General features: G+C 66.1%; 21 protein-coding genes. 1 reads left to right on the top strand and 20 read right to left on the bottom strand.

What is annotated here, in order from left to right:
• Positions 1 to 5 precede the first annotated feature (5 nt).
• From BLR26_RS15850 to BLR26_RS15755, 20 genes are all read right to left on the bottom strand, one after another.
• Complete coding sequence (locus BLR26_RS15850; protein WP_093382277.1) at positions 6 to 851, bottom strand: CsgG/HfaB family protein; 846 nt, start codon at positions 849 to 851, stop codon at positions 6 to 8.
• Between the two features lie 28 nt (positions 852 to 879).
• A complete protein-coding gene (locus BLR26_RS15845) occupies positions 880 to 1,296 on the bottom strand; it encodes a curli assembly protein CsgF (protein ID WP_093382274.1) in 417 nt (138 codons plus the stop codon).
• Entirely contained in the window at positions 1,293 to 1,688 is a 396-nt protein-coding gene (gene csgE, locus BLR26_RS15840; protein WP_045198315.1) for a curli production assembly/transport protein CsgE, read from the bottom strand. Before csgE ends, BLR26_RS15845 begins: the two co-directional genes overlap by 4 nt.
• Positions 1,685 to 2,215: a type II secretion system protein gene (locus BLR26_RS15835; RefSeq protein WP_093382271.1), complete on the bottom strand. Its 531-nt coding sequence runs from the start codon at positions 2,213 to 2,215 to the stop codon at positions 1,685 to 1,687. Before BLR26_RS15835 ends, csgE begins: the two co-directional genes overlap by 4 nt.
• The gene (locus BLR26_RS15830; RefSeq protein ID WP_093382267.1) at positions 2,190 to 2,564 is read right to left on the bottom strand and encodes a type II secretion system protein; all 375 of its coding nucleotides are present in this window, start codon (positions 2,562 to 2,564) and stop codon (positions 2,190 to 2,192) included. Before BLR26_RS15830 ends, BLR26_RS15835 begins: the two co-directional genes overlap by 26 nt.
• Positions 2,565 to 2,569: 5 nt before the next feature.
• The gene (locus tag BLR26_RS15825; RefSeq protein WP_045198311.1) at positions 2,570 to 3,046 is read right to left on the bottom strand and encodes a prepilin-type N-terminal cleavage/methylation domain-containing protein; all 477 of its coding nucleotides are present in this window, start codon (positions 3,044 to 3,046) and stop codon (positions 2,570 to 2,572) included.
• Between the two features lie 3 nt (positions 3,047 to 3,049).
• The gene (locus BLR26_RS15820; RefSeq protein WP_093382264.1) at positions 3,050 to 4,879 is read right to left on the bottom strand and encodes a secretin N-terminal domain-containing protein; all 1,830 of its coding nucleotides are present in this window, start codon (positions 4,877 to 4,879) and stop codon (positions 3,050 to 3,052) included.
• Entirely contained in the window at positions 4,876 to 5,376 is a 501-nt protein-coding gene (locus BLR26_RS15815; protein ID WP_093382261.1) for a hypothetical protein, read from the bottom strand. The genes BLR26_RS15820 and BLR26_RS15815 overlap by 4 nt, the downstream gene beginning before the upstream one ends.
• Entirely contained in the window at positions 5,376 to 5,924 is a 549-nt protein-coding gene (locus BLR26_RS15810) for a type 4a pilus biogenesis protein PilO (RefSeq protein ID WP_093382258.1), read from the bottom strand. The genes BLR26_RS15815 and BLR26_RS15810 overlap by 1 nt, the downstream gene beginning before the upstream one ends.
• On the bottom strand, positions 5,911 to 6,453 hold the full coding sequence (locus tag BLR26_RS15805; RefSeq protein ID WP_093382255.1) for a pilus assembly protein: 543 nt from the start codon (positions 6,451 to 6,453) through the stop codon (positions 5,911 to 5,913). The genes BLR26_RS15810 and BLR26_RS15805 overlap by 14 nt, the downstream gene beginning before the upstream one ends.
• Before the next feature lies 1 nt (position 6,454).
• Positions 6,455 to 7,282 (bottom strand): hypothetical protein, encoded by an 828-nt coding sequence (locus tag BLR26_RS15800; RefSeq protein WP_093382252.1) that lies wholly within the window; start codon positions 7,280 to 7,282, stop codon positions 6,455 to 6,457.
• A complete protein-coding gene (locus BLR26_RS15795) occupies positions 7,233 to 8,933 on the bottom strand; it encodes a GspE/PulE family protein (protein ID WP_093382249.1) in 1,701 nt (566 codons plus the stop codon). Before BLR26_RS15795 ends, BLR26_RS15800 begins: the two co-directional genes overlap by 50 nt.
• Before the next feature lie 53 nt (positions 8,934 to 8,986).
• Positions 8,987 to 9,523: a response regulator gene (locus BLR26_RS15790; protein ID WP_093382246.1), complete on the bottom strand. Its 537-nt coding sequence runs from the start codon at positions 9,521 to 9,523 to the stop codon at positions 8,987 to 8,989.
• Positions 9,524 to 9,752: 229 nt separating this feature from the next.
• Positions 9,753 to 10,400, bottom strand: a complete 648-nt coding sequence (locus tag BLR26_RS15785; RefSeq protein WP_093382243.1) for a SurA N-terminal domain-containing protein — start codon at positions 10,398 to 10,400, stop codon at positions 9,753 to 9,755.
• Complete coding sequence (locus tag BLR26_RS15780; protein WP_093382239.1) at positions 10,397 to 11,932, bottom strand: cytochrome c/ABC transporter substrate-binding protein; 1,536 nt, start codon at positions 11,930 to 11,932, stop codon at positions 10,397 to 10,399. The genes BLR26_RS15785 and BLR26_RS15780 overlap by 4 nt, the downstream gene beginning before the upstream one ends.
• Positions 11,933 to 11,935: 3 nt before the next feature.
• Entirely contained in the window at positions 11,936 to 12,580 is a 645-nt protein-coding gene (locus BLR26_RS15775; protein ID WP_371128647.1) for an SCO family protein, read from the bottom strand.
• The gene (locus BLR26_RS15770) at positions 12,577 to 13,224 is read right to left on the bottom strand and encodes an SCO family protein (protein ID WP_093382236.1); all 648 of its coding nucleotides are present in this window, start codon (positions 13,222 to 13,224) and stop codon (positions 12,577 to 12,579) included. The genes BLR26_RS15775 and BLR26_RS15770 overlap by 4 nt, the downstream gene beginning before the upstream one ends.
• The gene (locus tag BLR26_RS15765; protein WP_093382233.1) at positions 13,221 to 15,200 is read right to left on the bottom strand and encodes a YncE family protein; all 1,980 of its coding nucleotides are present in this window, start codon (positions 15,198 to 15,200) and stop codon (positions 13,221 to 13,223) included. Before BLR26_RS15765 ends, BLR26_RS15770 begins: the two co-directional genes overlap by 4 nt.
• Before the next feature lie 14 nt (positions 15,201 to 15,214).
• On the bottom strand, positions 15,215 to 21,094 hold the full coding sequence (gene mnxG, locus BLR26_RS15760; RefSeq protein ID WP_093382228.1) for a manganese-oxidizing multicopper oxidase MnxG: 5,880 nt from the start codon (positions 21,092 to 21,094) through the stop codon (positions 15,215 to 15,217).
• A 186-nt stretch (positions 21,095 to 21,280) separates the two neighbouring features.
• On the bottom strand, positions 21,281 to 21,880 hold the full coding sequence (locus tag BLR26_RS15755; RefSeq protein WP_093382223.1) for a lytic transglycosylase domain-containing protein: 600 nt from the start codon (positions 21,878 to 21,880) through the stop codon (positions 21,281 to 21,283).
• Between the two features lie 177 nt (positions 21,881 to 22,057).
• Between BLR26_RS15755 and gspG the strand changes: the two genes are divergently transcribed.
• On the top strand, positions 22,058 to 22,480 hold the full coding sequence (gene gspG / locus BLR26_RS15750; protein WP_045198278.1) for a type II secretion system major pseudopilin GspG: 423 nt from the start codon (positions 22,058 to 22,060) through the stop codon (positions 22,478 to 22,480).
• Positions 22,481 to 22,493 lie beyond the last annotated feature (13 nt).

The raw sequence follows: 22,493 nt of genomic DNA, 5'->3' as shown, positions 1-22,493 counted from the left end.
CACACTCACTCAGGGCTCTGGTACTGGCTCAGGTATTTGTCCAGTACCGCCTTGTCGCCGCTGCCATCCCCCGCCACCTGCCACAGGCGCCGTTCAATGCCCTGGGCCAGCAAGTGCCCCACCGCCGCCTCGATCGCCGACAGCACGCACAGCTGCGCCGGTTCGTTGGTGGTGTAGCCGACCTCGGCTTCCAGCAGTTTCTTGAATTCGATGAACTTGAACACCCCGGCGCTGCGCCCGACCGAGTAGATGGTCTTGCTGGTCATGACGTTGGCCAGCACCTGGCCGCTGCGCACGTCCACCGCCCGCAGGTTGACCGAGACCTGGTCGACCCGGTACTCGCGCGACAGGTCGATACCCAGGTAGCGCGCGCCCTCGCCGCCGCTGCGCACGTTGGTGTCGTAGGCGATGATGCCGCCTTCGAGCATCAGGTTGGCCGCCTGCAGCGGCGGCAGCTCGCCCTGGATATTCACCGGGGTGTCGGGCTTTTTCTGCGAGGCGCGAATGATCTTGCGTTCGGTCAGCAGGTTCTGCAGCCCTTCGCGCTCAAGCACCACGAACCAGCCGCTGGCCTGCAGGGCATCCATCAGCATGCTCGCCGCGCCCTGGGTGACGCTGGTGGAAAACGAGCTGGCCGGGGTCGGCTTGTATTGCCCGGTCTGGTCGCGAAAACCATACACCACCGCCATCAGCCGGCCCTTGGGCCGCGGCATGTTGAGCAGGTCGTAGTAGGTCGAGGCCCGTGGCGTCAGGGTCGGGCTTTCGCTGTCCTGTTCGGCCGGCATCGGTTCGCGCAGGCTGCAGCCTTGCAAGGCGGCCAGGATCAGCAGTGTGCTCAGAAATCGTTTCATCGCTGTTTCTCCCCGTTGTCCTGGCCCTTCAAGGGTTCAGGCCGTTGACCTGAATTTCCGAGATTTCCCCGGTTACCCGGTCGGTCACCTGAATGCTCAGGGCCCCCGAGTCGTCGATGACGTTGATGATGAAGGCGTCGGTCTGCAGGCTGCCGGTGTTGCCGTTGTTGATGTTGGTCAGCAGTTGCGAGAGCAGGCGCGACTCCAGCTGGCTGGTGAAGCGCTCCAGTGCCGAGGTGCTGGCAAAGGCCGAGGTGCGGTCCTTGATAGCCGGGTCTTCGTGATCGTTCTGCGCCTGGGCGTTGTTGAGCAGCCAGGTGCCGTTCAGCGGGTTGCCGCCAAACGCCGGGTTGACCGGGGTGTAGACCAGTTCCGTGGCGCTGGCTGTACTGGCGAGGCTCGCCAGCAATACCAGCGAGGCCAGGCTGCAGGTTTTGTTGTTCATAGCTCGTCCCTCTCCAGATCAGTGGTGTCCTGCAGCAGCATCTGCAGCTTGCGCTGGATGATCTGCGCCTTGACCAGGTCCGCAGCCTCGTAGGCGGCGTCCTTAAGCTCAGTGGTGTTGGGTGGCAGAAAACGCCGGTACAGCACGCGTTGCTCGTACTCGACCGTCACCAGGCTGCCCCAGCGCGGGTCGGGTCGTTCACGTACCACCAGGTTGAAATCCAGGCGACTGGTGGCACGCAGCCGCTCGGCAAAGCTGTAATAGAAGTCGTGGCCGATGTGCGAGATGGTGTTGTCGACGATAAAGCCCATCATCTCGTCCTCGGCGCCGCCCCGGGCGGTGCCGGCCAGCAGCACCAGGGCCAGGGCCAGGGCACTGAGGCGGCGGTTCATTGCCCGGCTCCCTGGGCCAGGCCCTTGCGTGCGCCGGCGGCGCTTTCGTTGAAGGCCTTTTCGGCGACGAACTGCCAGTCGCTGTAGTGCTCCAGGCCGTCGAACTCCGACCATTGCCCGGCAAAGCCGGTGCGTTTGAGCGGCAGGGCCTGGGAGCGGCTGTAGACGCCGGTGATGCGCCCGTCGATCGAGCGCAGCAGGCCCCAGTCATCGCTGGCGGTGATCGGGTCCGGGTACAACTTGCGCAGGTGCCGCTTGGGGTTGGGGTAACGGCTATCCTCCAGCAGCTCCTCAAGGCTCTGCGGGTATTGGGCCAGGCCAGGTGAGGCGCGAAAGTAGCTGCGCAGGGCCTGGGCATACTGGCCGCCGACCCACAGCAGCTCGCGTTCGCGCTCGCGCTGGGCGACGGTCGACCACAGCGTGCCGGTGGCCGCCAGGGCCATGCCGGTGACGGCGATCAGCAACAGCACGCCCAGGTAGGAGAAGCCTGCCTGCCCGGCATTACCACTCGGCATAAAGGCTGCCATCACGGGCCCTCCCGGTTGAACCGCTTTTGATGTCGGCAACGGCGCCGGCGACGCCTTCAGGCGGTGCCACCAGCAGCCAGCCGTCACGGCGTTCGGTGATCGGGTCCAGCGGCGCGCCGCGCAGGTAGCGCTGCTCGACCAACTGTTCCAGCGACTCGGGGTAGCGGCCGGTGTCGCCGTAGTAGTGGTCCAGCGCCTCGCGCATCACCGCCAGGCTCTGGCGCAGGGTGGCCTCGCGCGAGGTCTCGAGGCTGTTGAAGTAGCGCGGCATGGCGATGGTCATCAGCGTGGCGATGATCGCCATCACCACCAGCAATTCGATCAAGGTAAAGCCCTGGTTGCGTTTCATGCTGCTCACCACTGCCCGTAGGCGATGCCGTTGAGGCCCTTGCCGCGGGCCCGGGAGTACACATCAAAAACGTCTTCACCATCACGCGGGCTCTGCGCCGGGCTGTCGTAGGCGCGCAGGCCCCACCCGCCCTGCTCGTCGTCCTTGCGCGCGGCCAGCAGCGGGTCCTGGGGAATGCGCCGCAGAAAGTAGAACTTTGCGCCCTTGGCACTGCGCACATCGCGCACGCCATCGACCAGCACCTGCAGGTTCGGCGGGTAGCCGCTGGCGTCGAGGGACTTCTCGATATAGCCGGCGTCGAAGGCGCGCTTGTAGGCGTCGATGGCATCGCGCAGTTGGTACAGCGCGGTGCGCAGCTCCTGCTCCTTGTTGCGCCGCACCAGGGTTTCGGTCAGCGGCGCGGCAATCGAGGCGAGCAACCCGAGCAGTGCCAGGGTCAGCATCACTTCGATCAGGCTGAAACCTGCCATCGGGCGTTTCATGATTTACGGCCTCACCGCGGTCGGTACCGCCGCAATGGGTTGTTCGTCGTCGACCTCGATGCTGCGGTTGCGGTTGAGGTTGCGGATCTGCATGCTGGTTTCGGTGCCGGTGGCAAACTCCATGTCCGACGGGCTCTGGTACGGCAGGTTGCGGATGATCCGCGGGGTGATCGACAGCACCAGCTCCGACTGGCTGTTGTCGCTGCGGTTGCTGCCGAACAGCCGGCCCAGGCCGGGAATGTCGCCAAGCCCCGGGATCTTGTTGCCGCTGCCACCCTGGTCGTTGCGCATCAACCCGGCCAGCACCTGGGTTTCGCCGTCGTGCAGGCGCAGGCTGGTCTGGGCGTTGCGGGTGTCGACCTGAACCGGGATGGTGCCCTGGCGGGTCGGCTCCAGCGGCTTGGCGTTGCTGACTTCCAGGGCCACCTTGATCGCCACCTCGTTGTTCAGGTGCACCACCGGGGTCACTTCGAGCTTGAGGCCGACGTCCAGGTAGGTGACGCTTTCGGTGATCACCGGGCCCTGGGTCGAGGGCACCGAGGTGGCGCTGATGATCGGCACCCGCTGGCCAATGTGGATGCGTGCCTGCTCTCGGTTGCTGACGCGGATCACCGGGCTTGCCAGGGTGTTGATGTCGTTGTCCTGGGCGTTGATCTTGGCTTGCGGTGCCGGGGCGATGCTGATGCGCGAGGAGTTGATGCCGCGCAACTGGTCGAGGGTGCCCACCGGGTTGCCATCGGCGTTGAGGATGCCAAAGGTGTTGGGCCACTGCAGGCCGAGTTCGAGGATCCGCGAACGGGCAACCTCCATCACTTCCACCTCCAGCACCACTTCCGGGTTGGACTGGTCCTGGGACTGCAGCAGTTTCTCGGCCATGCGCACGGCGTCGGGGGTGTCGCGCATGGTCAGGGTGTTGAGGCGCTCGTCGACGAACACGTCGCGGGTCTTGAGCATGGTCTTGACCATGTTCAGCGCGGTGTTGGCGTCGATGCTGGTCAGGTAGAAGGTGCGCATCACCAGTTCCTGGTAATCCTTGATCTTCTGCGGCGAGTCCGGGTAAATCAGCAGCGTGTTGTCGTTCACCACCTTCTGGTGCAGCTGGTTCTGTTCCAGCAGCAGGGCCACGGCGTCTTCGATGCGCACGTCACGCACGAAGATGGTCGCCTTCATGTCCGGGCGCAGGTCCTTGTCGAAGATGAAGTTCAGCCCCGCCACCTGCGACAGCACCTCGAAGATGGTCTTCAGGTTGGCGTCGCGAAACTCCAGGGTCACCGGCCGTTCGAGCTTGCTGCGCAGTTGCGGGTTGGGCTGGGCGGTGCGGCTTTGCACCAGCTCGATGTCCTTGCGCAGGGCCAGGCCACCTTCGTTCTGCGGGTCGAGCAGCAGCACTTCGCGCATGTGCCGCTCGGCGCCGAACAGGTCGCCGCTGCGCAACGCCGCCTGGCCCAGGGCAATGCGCTCGCCAAGGTTGCGCATCTGCTCGATCTGGCGCACCGCATCCAGGGCCCGGCGGTTGTTCGGCTCCAGGGTCAGCACCCGCCCGTAACCTGTGCGCGCACCGCCGAAGTCATGGCGGCTGCGGTCGCTGTCGGCCTGGGTCAGCAGCGCCTCCACCGCCTGGCGCCGGCCCTGGATCAAGGCGATGTTCAGTTCGGTGTCGCGCGGGTGTTCCTTGAGCGCGTCTTCAAGCTGGGCGATTCCGGCCTCGTACTGGCCCTCACCGATCAGGGCCTGGGCGTCCTTGCGCACACCCGAAGTGCCGCATCCGGCCAGGGCGACACACAGGGCAAGCATCAGGTACGGCGCTTTGTGGCTGAGCCTTGGCGAATTCATGGTGCGCTCCCTACAGACAAGGTCTGGGACAGGTGCAATGGCAGGTAGACCAGGCTCAGCTCCGTAGCGGAGATCTGCTCGATCCGGTAGGTGTCATCGATCACGTCGCCGCGGCGCACGACGTAGAGTTTTTCGCCGCTTTGCAGGAACACCTGCTGGTCGTCGCGATCATCCAGGCGGCCAACGAACTGGAATGGCAGTGCCGGGGCGACAGGCGCCACGGCCACCGGAGCGATGACCACCGGTTGTTCGGTGACGGTGGTGACCTGCACCGCAGGCTTCCAGCTCTTGCTCGGGAACAGGTCGCGCGGCTGCAGGGCTGCCGGCCTTGCCGCCGTCTGCGCGGTCGGCGTCAGCGGTGCAGAAGCCTTGCCGGCGACCTCAACAGCCGCCTCGGCGTCTTCAGCTACGTCGTCGAAGAAATACCCCGGCGCCCAGGCCAGCACCGCGGCGGTGCCGAGAAAAGCCAGCCAGGCCAGGCTGCGTTGAGTGTTCATCATGACCTCGACAGGTAAAGGGTCATACGGATGCGCCCGGTCAGCTCGCGGTCGCCGATCTTCTTGCGCTGCAGGTCAATGTCTTCGAGCACCAGTGCCGGCAACTGGCCGAGCAAGGCATGCACATAGCGGCGGATTTGCGGGTAGCTGCCGCGCACCGGCAGGAGGATCTGGTAACGCGCCAGCTGAGTCTTGGGATCGACCCCCAGGGCGTACTCGCCGCGGGCCAGGGTGATCTGCTCGGCCTTGGCCAGGGCGTAGATGCGGTCGATGGCCACAGTGGCCTGAGGCTGGGCCGGCAGCTGTTTGTGAAAGTCTTCCAGCTCGTGCCTGGGCACCTGCGCCAGCTTCAGCGTGCCCTGCTTGAACTGCGCGACCTGGGCCAGGGCCTGATCACGCTGCTGCTCCAGCTGTTGCAACTGCTGCCATTGGCCGAGCAAGGCAGTAACGCCATACAGCAGGGCCAGGGCCAGCAACCCGGCACCGGCCAGGCCCACTACGCCGAGCTGGCGGGCGCGTTCATGGAGGATCAGGCTAGGGATGCGCATTGCCGTTCTCCCAGGTGGCCGACAGGTTGAACTGCACCGGATGCTCGGCCTGCTTGGCGATGATTTCGTGGTTGAGCAGCGACACATCGCGCAGCTCGTCGCTGGCTTCCAGGCGCTTGTGGAAGGCCAGCATGGCCTCCAGGTCGCGGGCCTCGGCGCTGATGCGCAGTTGGCCCTTGCGCGCATCGGGGGTCAGGGTGAGCAAGGAAACGTCGTCTTGCGGCAGCCCTTCAAGCATGTTGAACAGGCGCTCCCACGGCCGTTGCAGTTGCTGCGAGACGCTGCGCATCTGTGCCAGTTTCTCGGCCTGCTCGCGGCTTTGCGCGGCATTGAGCGCTGGCTCGGCCTGGGGCCGTTTGCCCAGTTGCCGGTCGAGCTGTTCAAGTTGCTGTTCAAGCCCGGCCTGTTGTTGATCGAAGCCCTGCTGCAGCAGCGCAGTGCCGAGCAGCAGGCTCAGTGCGCATGCCAGCAGCGCCCAGGCGGTCCAACCTGTGCGGGCGGGCTGCAGGTCCAGCATCAGGCGGCGCATTTCAGGCCACCGCCCGTGACATGCTGCACAGCACGTCGCGTACCGCCAGCGGCGCTGGCGCCAGCTCGCACAGTTGCACGCCCGCCAGCGCCGGTACTGGCTCAAGGCGCCCGGGCGCATGCAGGTACACCGGCAGTTGCCCCTCGCCCTGGTGCAACTCGCTGTGGCGGGCGATCAAGGCTTGCAGGGCCTGGTCACTGTCGCTGCAGCCCTGGGCACTGACGTGCTGCCAGGCGCCGTTTTGCGCCAGCAGGCAGACGCTGCGTTGCGGCTCGGCCAGGACGAAGAGAAAGTCGCCCTGCCCCAGTTGCTCGGCAAAGTGGTTGTAGGCCGCCATCAGGTAAGGCCGCGTCGAGCGCAGGCGTAGCCCGAGATTGCGGCACAGGGCCTCAAGCTGATCGAGCAAGGCCTGCGGCGTGGCGCTGGCGATGCGCGGGCAACCGCCGGCTTCGGGGGATACGACAATGCGCCAGCCTTCCAGGCTCTGCCCGTAATGCGCCTCGAAACAGGCGCGGGCGTACTGCTGCAACTCATCCGGGCGGCTGATGGCGGCGCTCCAGGGCACCAGGCAGAAGCGGCTGTACTGGGCCGAGAGCAACACCTGCAACTGCGCACCCTTGCCGGCATGTTCAACCAGCAGGTGCTGCAGCGACTCCAGGGCCACGGCCCAGGCCAGGCTGCGCTCGGCGATAAAGTCCAGGCTGGCGAGCCAGCGTTGCTGTTGACCCTGGCGTTGGCACAGGCCCACACCCTGGGCGCCGAGCACGGCGATAAAGCGATCAGGCGATAAAAGTGACACGATTGATCTCCTCCAGGGTGGTCCGGCCATCACGCACCAGCTCCAGCGCCGAGCTGCGCAGCAGGCGCAGGCCGCGTTGGCAGGCCAGGGTCTTGATTTGCGCCAGGGGCTTGCGCTCGACGATCATCTGGCGCAGGTCGTCATCCAGGTGCAGCAGCTCGGCAATCGCCGTGCGTCCGCGATAACCGCTGCCCCGGCACTGGCCGCAGCCACTGCCGTGAACGAAGCGGTAATGGCCGACCTGGCCGGGCTCCAGGCCCGAGGCGACGAGTTCTTCATCACTGGGTTGCTGGGCAGCGGCGCAGTGCGGGCAAACCAGGCGAATCAGGCGCTGGGCCAGCACGGCGTTGAGCGCCGAGACAAAGCTGTAGGGGTCGACCTGCATCTGGCTGAAGCGGCCGATCACATCGAAGACGTTGTTGGCGTGGATGGTGGTGAACACCAGGTGCCCGGTGAGTGCCGACTGCACGGCGATTTGCGCGGTGTCCGGGTCGCGGATTTCGCCGACCATGATCTTGTCCGGGTCGTGGCGCAGGATCGAGCGCAGGCCGCGGGCGAAGGTCAGGCCTTTCTTTTCATTGACCGGGATCTGCAGCACCCCCGGCAACTGGTACTCCACCGGGTCTTCGATGGTGATGATCTTGTCTACGCCGTGGTTGATCTCGCTGATCATGGCGTAAAGGGTGGTGGTCTTGCCGCTGCCGGTGGGGCCGGTGACCAGGATCATCCCGTAGGGTTCGCTGGCCAGCCGGCGCAGGCTGCGCAGGGTCTGCTGTTCAAAGCCCAGGGCCTGCAACTGCACGCCGCTGACGCGATCGGCCAGGTCCTGTTTGTCGAGCACCCGCAACACCGCGTCTTCGCCGAAAATGCTCGGCATGATCGAGACTCGGAAATCGATCTGCCGGGCGCTGATGCCGATCTTGAAGCGGCCGTCCTGGGGCACGCGTTTCTCGCCGATGTCAAGCTCAGCCATGACCTTGATCCGCGAGATCACCTGGTCGGCGAACTCGCTGCCACTGACCTTGCTGATGCTGTTGAGTACGCCGTCGATGCGGTACTTGATCACCAGGCCGCTGCCGGTCACGCCCAGGTGAATGTCGCTGGCGTGCATCTTCAGGGCATCGTAGAGGGTCGAGTTGACCAGCTTGACCACCCGGCTCTGGTCTTCGCTGATGCTGGCCAATGACAGGCTCTGCAGGCTGTCGAGCTCGTTGGCGGTTTCGTTCTCGGTGTCCAGCGAATCGACCGCGTGGAAGCTCTCTTCGTGGCGGGCCAGAAAGCCCGTGAGCTCGGCGGCTTGCACCAGGTACAGCGGTGCGCCTTGCAGGCAGTCGTCGATCCAGGCCAGGCGGGCGTCGTCGAAGGGGTCGGCGAACACCCCGAGGGTCTGGCCGTCATGCTGGAGGAGGATGAATTCGCGTTTCAGGCACTGGGCCAGGCTGACCCGCTCGAACAGCGGCGTGGCGGCGAACAGCGCCGGGCCGTCGAGCAGCGGGTAATGCAGGGTGGCGCCCAGGCACTGGACAAACGCTGCCGGCTCAAGGCCGCTGAGCGATTGCAGGGTATCGAGCAGGCGCTCGCCGCTGAGTTCGGCACTGGCCCTGGCCTGGGCCAGCAGCGCGCGGCCAAGGGGCGCCGGGGTGCTGGCTAGAACGGGAGGAACGAGCGACAACGGTTCCATGGCATGCTCTCCGACGCGGGGCGCGGAGAGCCTGGTTCAGCCCTGCTCGCGCGTTATTCCCCGGTGAGCAGCTGGTCGTCGTCGGGCCCCGGCGGCCGTGCGCCATTACGTCGGCGATCGGCCAGGACCCAGCTACCGTCGAACAACTGCAGGGGGAAACTCTCACTCCTGCTCTGGCGTCGTTCGACGAACCCTGTGTCCTTGTCGGCTGCGCGCCGGCTTTCTCGCTTGATGCCCATCAGGTCGAGGACTGCGCGGGCCAGTTCCGCCAGCGGAAAAGGCTTGAACAGGATATGGCTGACACCCAGTTGGCTGGCCCGCTCACGGACCTCGGCGGTCGGGTGGGCGGTGATCAGCACGAAATGACAGCGCGTACCTTGTTGGCGCACAGTCTCCAGAACCTGAAACCCCTCCATATCGGGCAAGCGATAATCCAGCACTACCACTTCGGGCCGGGTGCGTTCGGCAGCGCCGATGGCACTGGCTCCGTCGTGGGCAACATGGACGTCGAGGCCTTGCAGAACCAGGTAATCCTGGATATTGCCGGCAAGGGTCTGTTCGTCATCGACTACCAATACTCTGTTCACCAAGGTCCACTCCCTGAAGCATCGCTGGCCCGGTTTCCCGGCCCGGCACGAGTGCGGCCTTGTAGAGGCTTACGCATGCTTCGTGCCAGACGTGATACGGCGCAAATCAATATGCTATGTCGTTGATTCTGTAAGCATAGACGCAAACGGGTGCTAGCCCCTTCCCCAATCCCGGGGGACAGATGGCGTTTTGCCCCTAGTGCTGCCCCCAATAGTGGGGGCGGCGCTGCGCTCAGTCGATACGCTGCAGTTGACCGCTGTCGCGCAAGCGTTGCAACAACGCCTGACGCGCCTGCGTCTGCAGTTGATCGATAAGAAGGGTTTTAGCCATTGCAAGTCCTTGCTCCCGTTGGACAGGGTCGCCCTGGCTTTGGTTCTGCCCACCCGCAAAGGTTTTCGCGTTGGCTTGATAGAACGCCGACACCTGCGCCGCGCTTGGCTCCGGCACGCGGCTGGCAGCCACGAACACCTGCTGCGCGGCCATCTCCTGTCGGGTGTAAGCGGCAAAGCTCTGGGGGTCGAAACCGGCATCGGCCAGGCGCCGCTCGAACACTTCATTGCTGCCGAACGCCTGGCGCAGGTGGCCGATGCGCGCCTCGACCTCGGCATCACTGACCGCCACGCCCTGGCGCTGGGCCTCCTGCCACAGCAGCTCGTGGTCGATCAGGTCGTTCAGCGCCTGTTCGCGCAGGCGCTTGTACACGCTGGGGTTGCGGATACTGGTCAGCGCCCTGCCCTGGTCCTCAAGATACTCGGCAAAATAGCGCTCCAGGCGCATCTGGCTGATCTCCACGCCGTTGACCCGCGCCGCCGGCGGCCCGTCCGCGGCGTGCAGCGATACAGCCAACAGGCACAGCAGCAACGGCATCAGGCGGTTCATGGCGACCTCGTCTCAAGGACACTCTGGTAGGCGGCAACCGGATAGAACACCGGGCCGGGCATTTCAACGGTGACCACATGCGCACCGTTCAGGCCCTGGCGCCGGCCCGGGCCAAAGCCCAGGGCCGGGGTCAGCCCGGTGTGCACGTCGTGCAGGCCTTCCAGGGCCTGGGTGAGTTTCTCGCGGCTGGCGTCACGCCCGGCGCGCTTGAGCGCTTCTTCAAGCAATTGCATGGCGCACCAGGTACTGACCTGCAACAAGCCTTGGCGGCCATCCAGGCCCTGGCGCTGGCGCAGGGCGGTGAGCGCCTCGCGGCCCTGGGCGGTCCAGTCGCTGGGGATGAACGGATAGGCCAGGAACACCCGCCGCGACCACGCTTGTGGTACCAGCAGCAGCTCGCTGGCGACCTGGCTTGAGGCGGCGAACAGGTAAGGCGTGCGCCCGGCCTGCTGCAAGGCTTCGGTCAGGCGGCTGAAAGCCGAGGCCTTGCCGAGATAGAACAGTGCCTGCCCGGTCGGCGCCTGCTGCTCGAAGGCCTCGACCTTGACCTGGCTCCAGCCGCGCGCCAGCAAGGCCTCGCGTAAACTGGCCGCCAGCGCGGCCTGGTTGGCCTCGGCATAAACGATAGTCACCTGGGCCTGCTGCAACGACAGGCTGCCCTGGGCGTAGTCGGCCAGGCTCAGCAGCTGCTCACGCAACCCGGGCAAGGGGTCGAACACCTGGCGGCTGCCGGCCAGCTGCGGGGCGGCGCCGATCAACGGCAGGCGCGCCTGCTCCAGGCGCGCGGCCAGCGTGGTATCAAGGGCCGGCGCCATCGGCGCGACCAGGGCGAATACCCGCTGCTGGTCGATCAGTTGCGCCAGCGCCTGCTCGGCACTGGCCTGGTCGGGGCCGGGGTCGAGGTTGACCAGCTGCAAGCTGCGGCCATGAATGCCGCCCTGGCGGTTGATCTGCTCGATACGGTCAGCCAACACCGCCGCCACCACCCGCGCAGGCGCGGCCAGGGCGCCCTGGGTCGGCAGCAAAGTGCCCAGGCGCAGGGTCTGTTCCTCCAGCCCCGGGTCGCGGTCATCGGCCAGGCGCTTGAGGTAGGCACTGAGGTTGCGCTGGTCGGCCATGCTCAGGACAAAGCGCGGCATCGCCGGGTCCAGACGGTTGCCGGCCGGGTCGCGGCCCTCCTGAATGGCGCGGGCCAGGCTCGCCTCGGTGTAGACCGGATAGCGGCGGCCATTGACCTCGCGCATGCCCTGCCCGCCGGCCAGGCGCTGCCAGTTCAGCGACGGCGGACGCACTCCGCCCTCGGCCCGGCCCAGGCCATCGCTGCCGTGGCAGCTGGCACAGGGTACGACGCTGGCCGGCACCAGCATGTCGGCGGCACCAACCCGCGCCGACACCTGGGCATCGCTGCTCGACAGGCCTTCGCGGTACAGGCGCTTGCCCGCCAGCTCCTGCGGGCTGAGCTCGAGGGCGCAAGCCAGCGGGCTGACCAGCAGCACGCTCAGCAGCACGCCGATAGCCAGGCGCGCGGCCATGGCTCAGCGCCCCGCCAAGGGTTGCGACAGCAGTTGCAGACGCTGGGCGATGGCTTGCGCCGGCGCGTCCGGGCGGATCTTGCTCCAGCGCTTGTTGGCCACGTCGCCGGCAATCAACTGGGTCGAATGCTGCTCGGGGCTTGGAATCAGGTGGCCCAGGCGCGCCAAGACTAGGTCCATCTGCGCCTTGTCACCGGTGAGGAACAGCCAGTTGGCGCTGTCCACCCCCTGTTTTTCGGCAAAGGCCTTAAGCACCGCCGGGGTGTCGTTCTGCGGGTCGCTGCTCAGGGAAATGAAGGTGACCTTGCTGGCTGCGTCTTCGCCCAGGGCTTCGCGCACCTCGCGCAGCTTGCGGGTAATCAGCGGGCAGGCGTCATTGCAGTGGGTGAAGATCACATTGAGCAGCACCACGCGGTCTTTCAGGACGTCTTGGTAAAAGCGCAGGTTGCGACCATTCTGGTCCTGCAGCACGGTGTCGGTGAAGTACGTGCGGGCGTCGCGGGTCCCGCCCTCGGCCGTCGCCGGGGTGGCGTTGGGCGGTGGTGCGCCATGGCCTTCATGGGCCAGGGCCACTGCGCTGAGGATCCACAGGCACAGCGCCAGGGCCAGCCAGTCGGTGCTGCGCATGCCACGGCTGAAGGCGCTCATGGTTGCACCTCCTGGGCAATGGCGGTGTGCTTGGCGTGCACCCGGCGGGCGCTGAGGCGGTCGATCTCGCTGATCAGCAGCTGTGGGTCGGTAAAGCCGTAATAGCGCGTCCAGTGGCCGCTGTGGCCGTCACCGACAAGGATCAGCGGCGGATGCTGGCCAAGGTCGGCGCTGAAGCTGCCCAGGCCCTTGAGGGTTTCGTTGATGGCATACGGGGTGCCGGTCAGCCAGCTCCAGCCCGGGCCGTTCTGGAACGCCTGGGCGTAGCCGAGCAGGCGCTTGGGATCATCGCGCTGCGGATCGACGCTGATCGACACCAGTTGCACCTCGGTGCCGACCCGGCCGCCCAGCTGCTTCTGCACCTTGGCCATGATCGAGGAAACCACCGGGCACACCGTGGTGCAACTGGTGTAGATAAAGCCCATGACCACCAGGTGATCGGCCACCAGGTCCTTTTCCAGGCGCACCGGCATGCCGTTCTGGTCGAGCAACGAGACATCGGCAAAGCGCACCGAGGTCTTTTCCTGGTGGGCGGCGGGCGCGCCATGGCCGCTGTGGTCGACACCGTTGTGGGCCTGGGCGATACCGCAACTGGCGGCGAGCAGGCAGAGGCTGAACAGTCTGCAGCGATCGAGCAGTTTCATTGCACACTCCTTGGTCCGGCGTCGGATGCTTGCTGTGCGCCGGCGGGCATTACCCGCAGGCTGGTGTAGTTGTACTCGGCAAAGCGCTTGCCCAGCGACGGCGCCTGCACGTGCAGGTACCAGGCACCGGCTTCAAGTTGTTCCAGCGGCGCCTCGTAGATGCCCTCGCCCACTTCGCGGACCACGCTGGTCCGGGCCCGCGAGGTGGGCGCGAGAAAGTAGCGCAGGCTCAGGTCCTTGATTCCGGTGCGCGGCGTGCCGTTGCCCTCGCTGATGCGAAAGCGCGCGATCAGCGGCCGGCCCTGGTCGACCACCGAGGGGCCGATAAGGAACTCCACCCGTGGCGTCTGCCGGTGCGGAGCGCTGCTGGAAGCCGCCACTTCGGTACTGAAGCAGTGAATGATCTGCGGCTGGTTGAGCAAAAAGGCGACATCGAAGGTACCGGCGGCCGGCAGCTTAATGGTCGAGCTGTACACCCCCGGCGCCACCTCGCGCAGGCTGCGGTCGATGACCAGCGCGGCGCGGGCGCTGTGGCCACGGTTGGCGTAGCCGGACATCGGCGCGTTCATGCCTTCGGCGTAGAAGTAGGTGGTGTTGTCCACCGGGTTGACCACAAACACCGAGTTCTCGTCGCGGGCCACAGTCAGGCCCTGGGCCAGCGGCAGGTCACCGGCCTGGCGCGGCGCCGCGGGCCCGGCTTCGAAGCCCTGGACGATCGGCTGGCGGCCTTCGCCGAGGCTGCTGAGGTTGATCATGCTGACCTTGGGCGAGGCCAGGCCGCGGACATAGGCATAGGCCTGGGTGAAGGTCAGCTGGTAGGGTTCGGCGGCCACCGGCAGGCTGTGGATCAGCCGGTCGCTGCTGGCATCGATGACCATGGCCTGGCTTTGCAGGGTGTTGAGGACGATGCCGAAGCGCCCGTCATTGCTGAAGCGCATCGGCCCCAGGCCCTGCTTGCCTTCGATCAGGTGGCGCTGAGTGTGGCTGCGGGCATCGATGACGCTGATGCTGCCGTCGCGGCCATCGGCCACGTACACCGCCTGGGACAGCGGCGAATAAGCCACCGACAAAGGGTGCGAGCCGACCTTGAGGGTTTTCACCAGGCGCATCTCACTGGCGTCGATCACGCTCAGGGTGCCGCTGTCGCGGTTGCTGACAAAGGCGTAGCGCGAATCGCTGCTAAAGGCGATTTCGTGGTGACCGGCGCCGGTGGCGAAAAACTTCAGAGTCTTGCGGCTGGGCACGTCGATCACTGTCACCCCGCTGCTCTGGGCGTCGCGGGCATTGTTGCCGACCCACAGCAGGCGCTGGTCGGGCTGCATCGCCAGGCGCAGCGGCTGCTTGCCGGCCGGCAGGTTGGCGACGCGCTGGAAGGTCTCGGTGTCGATAAGCGCCACTTCGCCGCGCTCCGGCATCGACACGTAGACCTGCTTGTCATCCTTGCTCGCCACCCAGTCCATCGGTGTGCCCGGCAGTTCGATGCGCGCCAGGGTGCTGGTGACCCCGCCCACCGACACCGACGGATCAATCACCGTGAGGCTGGCGTCCTTGTTCAGCACCAGCAGGAAGTAGCTGTTCAAATCGAGCAAGGGCCGTGCGCCGATGCTGCTTTTGAGAAACAGCGCCACCCGTGCCTTGCAACTGGTGCTGCGGTCCTTGGCCGCTTCGCCGGTCAGCGCCGGGTCCAGCCAGGCGCCGGGGGATACCCCCGACAATGGCTGGCCGCTGTTCTGGTCGGTGATCTTGAAGCGTACATTGGCGAAGCTGCCTTCGGTCAAGGTCCCGCCGCTGCCCAGCGGCCGCGCTTCGAACTCGACGCTGACGCCGTCGCGGCTGAAGCTATGCAGGCCCTGGGGGTCACCTTCGACCTGCTCGCTGCGCGGGTCGCACCACAGGCTTTCGTAACTCACCCCCAGGCCGATCAGGGTCAGGCCCACCAGCAGGCCCAGGTACAGCGGTCGATTCTTGTTGTTCATGACCTTCCCCTCACTCACTGTGCTGGCGGCGTGGCCGGTGGTGTTTCGTTGGTCACCCGCAGGATCCCCCACAACCCGGAGGCGTTGCCGTAGGCGGCGTAGTCGCGGAACAGGTAGTCACCCGGCACCGCGTTGCTGCCGCCGGCGCTAGGCAGCATGAAACTGAAGTGCGCGGCCGGCAGCACGCTCTCCTGGGCGCCGATGTACATGGCCTGCGGGTTGTAGCCAAAGCGCACCGAACCGATACCGGGCTGGTACATCGGGTAGCCACCGGGGTCGGCCTTCTCCGGCTGGTAGGCGTGCAGCGGCCACAGGTGCCCGTCGAGCTGGTAGGTAATGCCGCGGCTGCCGCCGGTGGGCATCAGCACGTGGTTGCGCAGTGGCTGGCCAGGCTTGGCCCAGAGCACCGGGGTTTGCGGATCGCCGCCGACCAGGGCGTTGCTGTAGGCCATGTGGGCATTGGCTACATCGGCCCAGCCATTGCCATCGGCATGGCCGAACGGCGCATCCGGGGCCAGGCCGAAGCGGAACCACAACGGCTCGGTCTTGTAGTTGATGGCCATGTTCGAGTTGTCCTTCGGATCGCCCGGCACGCCGTTGCCTTCAGTGGCAATGCCCTCCACCGGCCGGCCATCGGCCCAGCGCATGTTCAGCGAGCGCTGCCAGAGGGTGGCGAAGTCGCGGTAGGCGGTTTGCCCCGGCACCTGCACGGTGGCCGAGGCGCGGCTGGCCGTGTCTTCGCTCCAGGTGGCACCCAGCGGCAGGATGCTCATGGCGCCGATCAAGCCCTTTTGCCCCTGCTTGATGACATCGGCCGGGGTGATGTTCAGGCCGCCGAACTCGATGGCGGTGGTGTTGATGTTGTCCACCGCACGGCCCATCTGCAGCACCGGCTTGCCTTCGCGCTCCAGGTGCCCGGCGTAGTACTGGTAGACTTTGCTCGGGTAGGCGCCGCTGTTGCCGGCCCGTGGCGGCACGGTCTGCACCGGGTTCTGGCCGACGTTGGCGCCGTCCGACTTGGTGATGTCGTAGGCCAGCAACTGGGCATGCAGGCCGACATGGCTGGAGGGCCGCATGAGGTTGTTGTTGAAGGCGGTGGAGCCTTCACTGCCATTGCGGTCGCGCTTGACCACGTTCTGCATCACGGCGGTACTCGGCAGGTCGGGCATGACCTGCGGCAGGCGGTTCTCCAGGGTGACCTTCAGGCACTCGCCGGCAGCGGCGCGCAGCACCAGCGGCTCGATCGGCACACCGGGCTTGAGCTTGCCGGTGCCCGGGTCGAGGTCGGCCTTGCGCACATAGAGGATTGCCGTCGGGTCGTGCAGCGGGCCGCTGTGGCCGCCGATGGTGAACGTCTCGCCATCTTCGGGGTCGGTCACCGTCACCTGCGGGATGCTGGTGCGCCGGCTGTTGTACACCAGGGTGCCGCCGTTGGCCTTGAGCGGGCCGCCGACGTGCTGGCCGGCGCCGGCCGGGTCGGTGATGCTCACACCCAGCGAGTTGCCGAGGATATCGTTGGCCAGGGCGGCGACGACTTCATAGCTGCGCTGCACCGTTGGCCGGGTGCCGATGCCATTGGTGTTGGCGGTAAAGCGCGGGCAGATGCCGTCGAATGCCACGGTATTGCGCGCCGCCATCGGCAACGGGTTGTTGGGCAGGGCAAACAGGTCGTTGCGGCTGTTGCTGTAGTTGCGCATAACGCCCCAGATGCCATTCCAGTAGCCTTCGTGGGCGGCGTCCAGCGAATACAGGTAGTCACCGTTGGGCGCCGACGCGCTGGAGATCATCGACACCGGTGCCATGAAGCCCAGTTGCTCGGAGATCCCGACCATCTGCGAGGCCTTCCAGCCGGAGTTCGAGCTGTTGCCGAAGCCCGAGCCGTTCTGCAGCCATTTGACGCCATGCAGGGTCACGTTGTGTTCCTCTTCATGGCCACCGGCATGCATGCGCAGGCGCACGTTGTCGCCAGAGTAGGTGCGCAGCATCGGCGTGAACGGGTCGCCCGGCTCGGCCCCGGCGGCGTTGATGTGCGGCGGGAACAAGGTGGTGCCACCGGTTGGCCCCACAGCCGAGGTAACAGCCGCCGGCGACAGGTTCATCGCCGGGATGGCGCGGTCGGTGCGGCTCTGCATGGCATAGGCGAGATCGCCGGCCAGGCCGTCGGCCTGCATGCCGCGCTTGCCGTCGGGGGCGACCTTGTTGGGGTCGTAGACACGCAGGGCCAGCGGCTCGTTGCGGTAGTTGACGACGAACATCCCCGGGTCATCCACCGAGATTGCCTGCGGGCAAGGCCGGCTCGGGCAGCCCGGGTTGAGCCCGCCGCGCGACTCGACCACCGATTCCAGCAGGTTCGAAGCCTTCTGCCGCACCGGCGGGTTGATCGCATAGCGGAAGCTGTCGGCGCTGGCCGGGTAAGCCTGGGCATTGGGGATGCCGTCCGGGCCGGCACCCACGTAAACGCCGGCCTCATAGGCATGCTGGAAGTCGCTGTACTCGAGGAAAAACTCGCGGTAGCTGTCGTTGCGACCGTCACCGTCAAGGTCGCCGGTTTTCACCACCGCCTGCCACGAGGTCGGCCCGCCGTCTTCGCGCAGGGCACTGTTATACAGCAGCTCGCCGGTTTCGGCGTGGTACCAGGTAGAGCCGGCAGGCTCGGCCAGCACGGTGGCGTACAGGCCCAGTTGCTGGTGGGTCGATGGGCCGAGGTGGTCGTGGGTAAAGATGGTGCCCAGGCCACGGTCGACGTTATGCACGTTGACCACCGGGTCGACGAACCAGCGCTGCATGGCCGTGCGTGCGCCCAGCCAGTCGGCGCGCCCGTAGCGGCCGAAGAACGGGTGCGCCTTGGCCACCGGGCACTCGGCCGTGCCTTCGCGCGGGTCGCCGGCGCGGCACTCGTTGAACTCGCGAATCGCGTGGATACGCTCGACCACGGTGCCAGGGGAAAGGATACCGTCCTCGTAGTTCCAGCCGTTGGCCGAACCATCGGCGGCGGTCAGGTCCCATTTGGGCAGGTGGATGTGCTGGCCGATAACGTCGGTTGGCGTACGCACCTGGTAGTCGTCCATTTCATAGTACGAGGGGATCAGGTTGGTGTGCTGGTACATCACGCAGTCGAAGGTGTTCATGCGCATCACCAGCGGCTCCGGCGGGCGCTGCTTGTTGATCACCGCCCAGGCGTCTTCCCAGAGGCTGATGATCCGCGCCTGCGGAAAGTGGTAGCCAACCTTGTTGTACACCGCGTCGAACTGGATGTTGGCGCCCTTGTAGATGCGCGGGCGGTCGGCGGTGAAAGTCGAGCTGCCGGTAAAGCTCATGCCGTCCAGGCGCTCGCCGCTGTTGAACTCACCGGCGCCGGACAGTTGGGTCAGGCGCTTGGCGCGATCATCCATGCACGGCTCGTAGTACGGCGCACCGGCGGTGGGTGCGGCGCCGTTGGTGCGAAAGTTGCGCGCCACGGTCTGCTTGCCAGGCAGTACGGCATAGCTTGGGTGCTCCAGTTTGGAATGGAAGCTCATCGCCGCCTGTTCGACGTCGGTACCCTCCTCGGGCAGGAACACCGCCTTGGCCTTGGTGATGGCCTTGGTGAAGTCCAGCGCAGTGGTGGTCACCAGCGCCTCGCCGCCGGCCGACAGACCGTCCAGGGCATGGCGTGGCAGGCCGCCGTCCCAGCCACCGACCTGGGCCGGGTCGAGGTTGGCCCACAGGGCGTTGCCGGAGTTTTTCAACTGTTGTGCCTTGGCTGGGTCGAGCATGTCCAGCGGCGGGGTTGGCGGGCGCTGGCCGACGGTGTTTTCCATGCCGCCGATCCAGAACGGGAAGCCCGGGTTCTTCAGGCTGCCGTCGGCGTTGCGGTTGGCCTCGCTGCGATCGACCAGGGCCAGCGAGCCGACTGCGCGCGGCGCGGCGTCGTCATGGCCAGCGTCATCATCGCCCTCTTCTTGCTCATCGTCGTCATGGTTTGCGGCAACCAGGGTTTGCGCCAGCTTGGGAATCACCGCGACCTTGCCGGGCATCGGCGCCATGGCCTTGCCGGGCAACGGCACGATGGCCGGGATTGGCGTACCGGCGACGATCTCGCCGTCCGGCAAGGCCCGGGCGCCCGCGGCCGGCTTGCCGCTGCGCAAGGCGAACGGCACGCTGTGATAGCCGTTTTCGCTCTGCCCGGAGACTTCCAGGCGGGTGCCTTCTTCGAACACATCGTGGACCCGCCACATGCTCCACATACCCTGGGCAAAGTGCGGGTAGAAGTGGCAGTGATAGATCGCATCGCCGGCCACGCGGTTACGGTTGCCCGAGCCGCCGTTGGCGATTTCGTAGGTGTAGCCAACACCCGGGCCGATGCCCTGGGCGTCGACATAGTCGGAGTTGTCGTCATTGGGGTTGAACAGCCACTGGTGGCCGTGCAGGTGAAAGATGTGCTGCTCGTGGCCGTTGTGGGTGTTGCGGAACTTGACCATGTCACCGATGTAGCTGTGGTTGACGTTGGCCGGTTCCGCCGGGTACAGGGCCATGGTCGCCTTGACCCCGACCTGCTCGGCGCTCGGGGTCTGGCCCGGGCGGATGTTCTCCAGGCCGACGTTGGCCGGTACGTCCACCAGCATCGCCACGTCGCCGACGGTGTGCGAACTCAAGAAGAACTCTTCATAGGCGCATGACAGGCAGTCATGCATCGGCCCCACGCCCAGGCGGTTGGCCACAACCTCGGCGCCCATGCCGCCGGAGCCATAGTTGATCATGAACGAGTCGCGGGTCGGCTCCAGCACATGGCCCATTACCGGGTCTGCCCAGTAACCGGGGAAGGCCTGGGTCGAGGCGGCTTCGTCGGTGAACTGCGCGGCGAAATCACGGAACGGCTCCAGGCGGTTGGGGATCGCCGGGTTGCGTTTGCCGATGCTTTCCAGCGGGTAGGTCGAGGCCGGGAAACTGCCATCGGCGTTGGGGCCCATGACAATTGCGTCGGATTCGCTGGAGATGATCTCGTTGCCATCGGTCATGGCAATGATCGGCGAACCGGCCTTGCCTTCGCGGATCCACGGCTCCTGCTGCGGGTAGCGCGCCTGGTAGTCGACGATCGGCTGGCCGGTGGGGGTGCGGCCGCTGCTGCTCAGGCGCATCTCTTCTTCGGTCAGGGTATTACGGAAGGTGCGCCCACCTTTGGGCACCACCACCACCTGGCCGAACAGGCCATTGGCGACGTTGCCGGCACCGCCCTCGCCGCCAAAGGTCGCGCCCTGGCTGGTGGCGGCAAACGCGCCTTCACGCTCGGCGTAAAGGGTGTAGGAACGGCTGGCGCCGGGGGCGATCAGGAAGTTGCCGTTGCGCCCGGTATTGGCGGCGATATCGCCGATGCTGTTGACCGCCTGCATGCCGTTGACCTGAAAACCGACATGACGGTCGCTGACCTGCTCGTCGGCGACAAAATGCTCGTCGCCCTGCTCGTTGCCCTCGCCGGCTTCGTTCTCAGCGCCTTCGTTTTCCTCGCCTTCGACCTCGTTCTCTTGCTCGTGGTCGATGCCGTGCTTGTTCGGGTTGGCCTGGTAGGCCAGCAGGTTTTGCAGGTTGATGGTCAGGCAGTCGCCCGCCGCCACCCGCAGCACGATCGGCCGCGGGCGTTTGTCCGGGCGCAAGCTGACCTTGCCCGGTACCGCGGCGCCGCCAGTGGCCAGCGACACCTGGTGCTCGTCGACCACGTCGCGGCGCAGGGCGAACATCATGCCGTTGGCATTCTGCGCACCGAGGCGGTTGAACATCAGTGGCTGATCGAGCGCCACCACATTGGCCACCAAGTTGCGCTCGCAGCGCACGGCAGCTTCGCTGAGCGGTTGCCAGGCAAGGCTGGCGGCCGCAAGCAGCAGGGAAGTCAGGACTGAGCCTTTGATTGGAGTCATCATGGCGTGCCTCGGTGGTGCAAGGGGACTCTGGAGGGGCCGGAGCAAGGCCCATGCCAAATTTTTTATTGTTGTTTTTCAGTAGCTTATAAAGCTGAATGAATCTTGATTGGGGGTGATTCCCCGGTATTCCCCACTAATCGGGGGTTGCCTCATCGCGGGGCAAGCCCGCTCCCACAGGTTTTGCGATTACAAAGGAGCATCCACCGCCAGGCCCTGCAGCCGCCGGTACTGGCGCAGCACCTTGGGCACGTAGCGCCGGGTTTCGGCAAACGGCGGTACTACCCGACCGCGACGCAGCACCGCATCTGGCCCGGCGTTGTAGGCGGCCACGGCCAGGGTGATGTCGTTGTCGAACAGGGTCAGCATGCGCTTGAGGTAGCGCGCCCCGCCCTGCACGTTGGCGGCCGGGTCGAGGACATTCTTCACGCCCATTTCCTTGGCGGTGTCGGGCATCAGCTGCATCAGCCCGGCCGCGCCGCTGGTCGAGCGGGCGTTGGGGTCGTAGCGCGATTCGGCCTGGATCACTGCGTGCAGCAAGGCCGCCGGCAGGTCGTTGGCCTGCGCCGCTGCCGCCACCACTTCGGCGTAGGGCATGCCGGTGATCAGTTGCGGGCCGTTGCTGGCCAGGCTCACGGCCTCGCTGATGACCCGCTGGTAGGTTCGCCCCGGCCGGTGGACGTTGCTCAACACATAACTGCCATCGGCCTTGATCGAGATGTACACATCGGCCTGAGCCGGATTGCCTGTGGCCAGCCAGGCCAGGATTGCCGCAGTGAGCCAGCGCATCGTGCCACCCTCCCCGTTGCGTCCCCCAGAAAGTGGGGCATATGCCCCGATTGCCAGGGCGTTACCCTTCTGACGCAAGCACTGTGCCGCCTTGCCAGGCCCGTGCGGCAAAGGCCCGGCGCAGGCGCGCACGGCAATTGCATAAGGCCTTGCAGCGCACCTGTGGAGGGCCTGGCTATGAACAACAACCATCGCGCGCAACGCGGCTTCACCCTGCTCGAACTGCTGGTAGTCCTGGTAGTGCTGGGCCTCTTGGCCGGCATCGTTGCCCCCAAGTACTTCAGCCAGTTGGGGCGCTCGGAGGCCAAGGTCGCCCGGGCGCAGATCGAAGGCCTGAGCAAGGCCCTGGACCTGTACCGGCTGGAAGTGGGGCATTACCCCAATTCCGAGCAAGGCCTGCAGGCACTGGTGGCGGCACCCAGCGACGAAACCCGCTGGTCGGGCCCGTACCTGCAGAAAAAGGTCCCGCAAGACCCCTGGGGGCGTAACTACATCTACCGCCAGCCCGGTGAAAACGGTGAGTACGACCTGCTGTCGATGGGCAAGGACGGCCAGCCCGGCGGCGATGGCGAAAATGCCGAGATCACCAGTTGGCAATAACCGGAGGGCTTGC

Source organism: Pseudomonas sp. UC 17F4, assembly GCF_900101695.1.
GTDB lineage: Bacteria > Pseudomonadota > Gammaproteobacteria > Pseudomonadales > Pseudomonadaceae > Aquipseudomonas.
Note: the sequence above shows the minus strand (reverse complement) of the source record. Positions and strands in the feature narration are given on the sequence as shown.

What these genes read in the sequence shown, in the direction of transcription:
- mnxG (WP_093382228.1), bottom strand. Translation starts at nt 21,094, where the DNA reads ATGATGACTCCAATCAAAGGCTCAGTCCTGACTTCCCTGCTGCTTGCG.
- csgE (WP_045198315.1), bottom strand. Translation starts at nt 1,688, where the DNA reads ATGAACCGCCGCCTCAGTGCCCTGGCCCTGGCCCTGGTGCTGCTGGCC.
- BLR26_RS15795 (WP_093382249.1), bottom strand. Translation starts at nt 8,933, where the DNA reads ATGGAACCGTTGTCGCTCGTTCCTCCCGTTCTAGCCAGCACCCCGGCG.
- BLR26_RS15780 (WP_093382239.1), bottom strand. Translation starts at nt 11,932, where the DNA reads ATGGCCGCGCGCCTGGCTATCGGCGTGCTGCTGAGCGTGCTGCTGGTC.
- BLR26_RS15835 (WP_093382271.1), bottom strand. Translation starts at nt 2,215, where the DNA reads ATGGCAGCCTTTATGCCGAGTGGTAATGCCGGGCAGGCAGGCTTCTCC.
- BLR26_RS15815 (WP_093382261.1), bottom strand. Translation starts at nt 5,376, where the DNA reads ATGAACACTCAACGCAGCCTGGCCTGGCTGGCTTTTCTCGGCACCGCC.
- BLR26_RS15830 (WP_093382267.1), bottom strand. Translation starts at nt 2,564, where the DNA reads ATGAAACGCAACCAGGGCTTTACCTTGATCGAATTGCTGGTGGTGATG.
- BLR26_RS15770 (WP_093382236.1), bottom strand. Translation starts at nt 13,224, where the DNA reads ATGAAACTGCTCGATCGCTGCAGACTGTTCAGCCTCTGCCTGCTCGCC.
- BLR26_RS15785 (WP_093382243.1), bottom strand. Translation starts at nt 10,400, where the DNA reads ATGAACCGCCTGATGCCGTTGCTGCTGTGCCTGTTGGCTGTATCGCTG.
- BLR26_RS15825 (WP_045198311.1), bottom strand. Translation starts at nt 3,046, where the DNA reads ATGAAACGCCCGATGGCAGGTTTCAGCCTGATCGAAGTGATGCTGACC.
- BLR26_RS15845 (WP_093382274.1), bottom strand. Translation starts at nt 1,296, where the DNA reads ATGAACAACAAAACCTGCAGCCTGGCCTCGCTGGTATTGCTGGCGAGC.
- BLR26_RS15850 (WP_093382277.1), bottom strand. Translation starts at nt 851, where the DNA reads ATGAAACGATTTCTGAGCACACTGCTGATCCTGGCCGCCTTGCAAGGC.
- BLR26_RS15775 (WP_371128647.1), bottom strand. Translation starts at nt 12,580, where the DNA reads ATGAGCGCCTTCAGCCGTGGCATGCGCAGCACCGACTGGCTGGCCCTG.
- gspG (WP_045198278.1), top strand. Translation starts at nt 22,058, where the DNA reads ATGAACAACAACCATCGCGCGCAACGCGGCTTCACCCTGCTCGAACTG.
- BLR26_RS15765 (WP_093382233.1), bottom strand. Translation starts at nt 15,200, where the DNA reads ATGAACAACAAGAATCGACCGCTGTACCTGGGCCTGCTGGTGGGCCTG.
- BLR26_RS15820 (WP_093382264.1), bottom strand. Translation starts at nt 4,879, where the DNA reads ATGAATTCGCCAAGGCTCAGCCACAAAGCGCCGTACCTGATGCTTGCC.
- BLR26_RS15805 (WP_093382255.1), bottom strand. Translation starts at nt 6,453, where the DNA reads ATGCGCCGCCTGATGCTGGACCTGCAGCCCGCCCGCACAGGTTGGACC.
- BLR26_RS15800 (WP_093382252.1), bottom strand. Translation starts at nt 7,282, where the DNA reads ATGGCCGGACCACCCTGGAGGAGATCAATCGTGTCACTTTTATCGCCT.
- BLR26_RS15810 (WP_093382258.1), bottom strand. Translation starts at nt 5,924, where the DNA reads ATGCGCATCCCTAGCCTGATCCTCCATGAACGCGCCCGCCAGCTCGGC.
- BLR26_RS15755 (WP_093382223.1), bottom strand. Translation starts at nt 21,880, where the DNA reads ATGCGCTGGCTCACTGCGGCAATCCTGGCCTGGCTGGCCACAGGCAAT.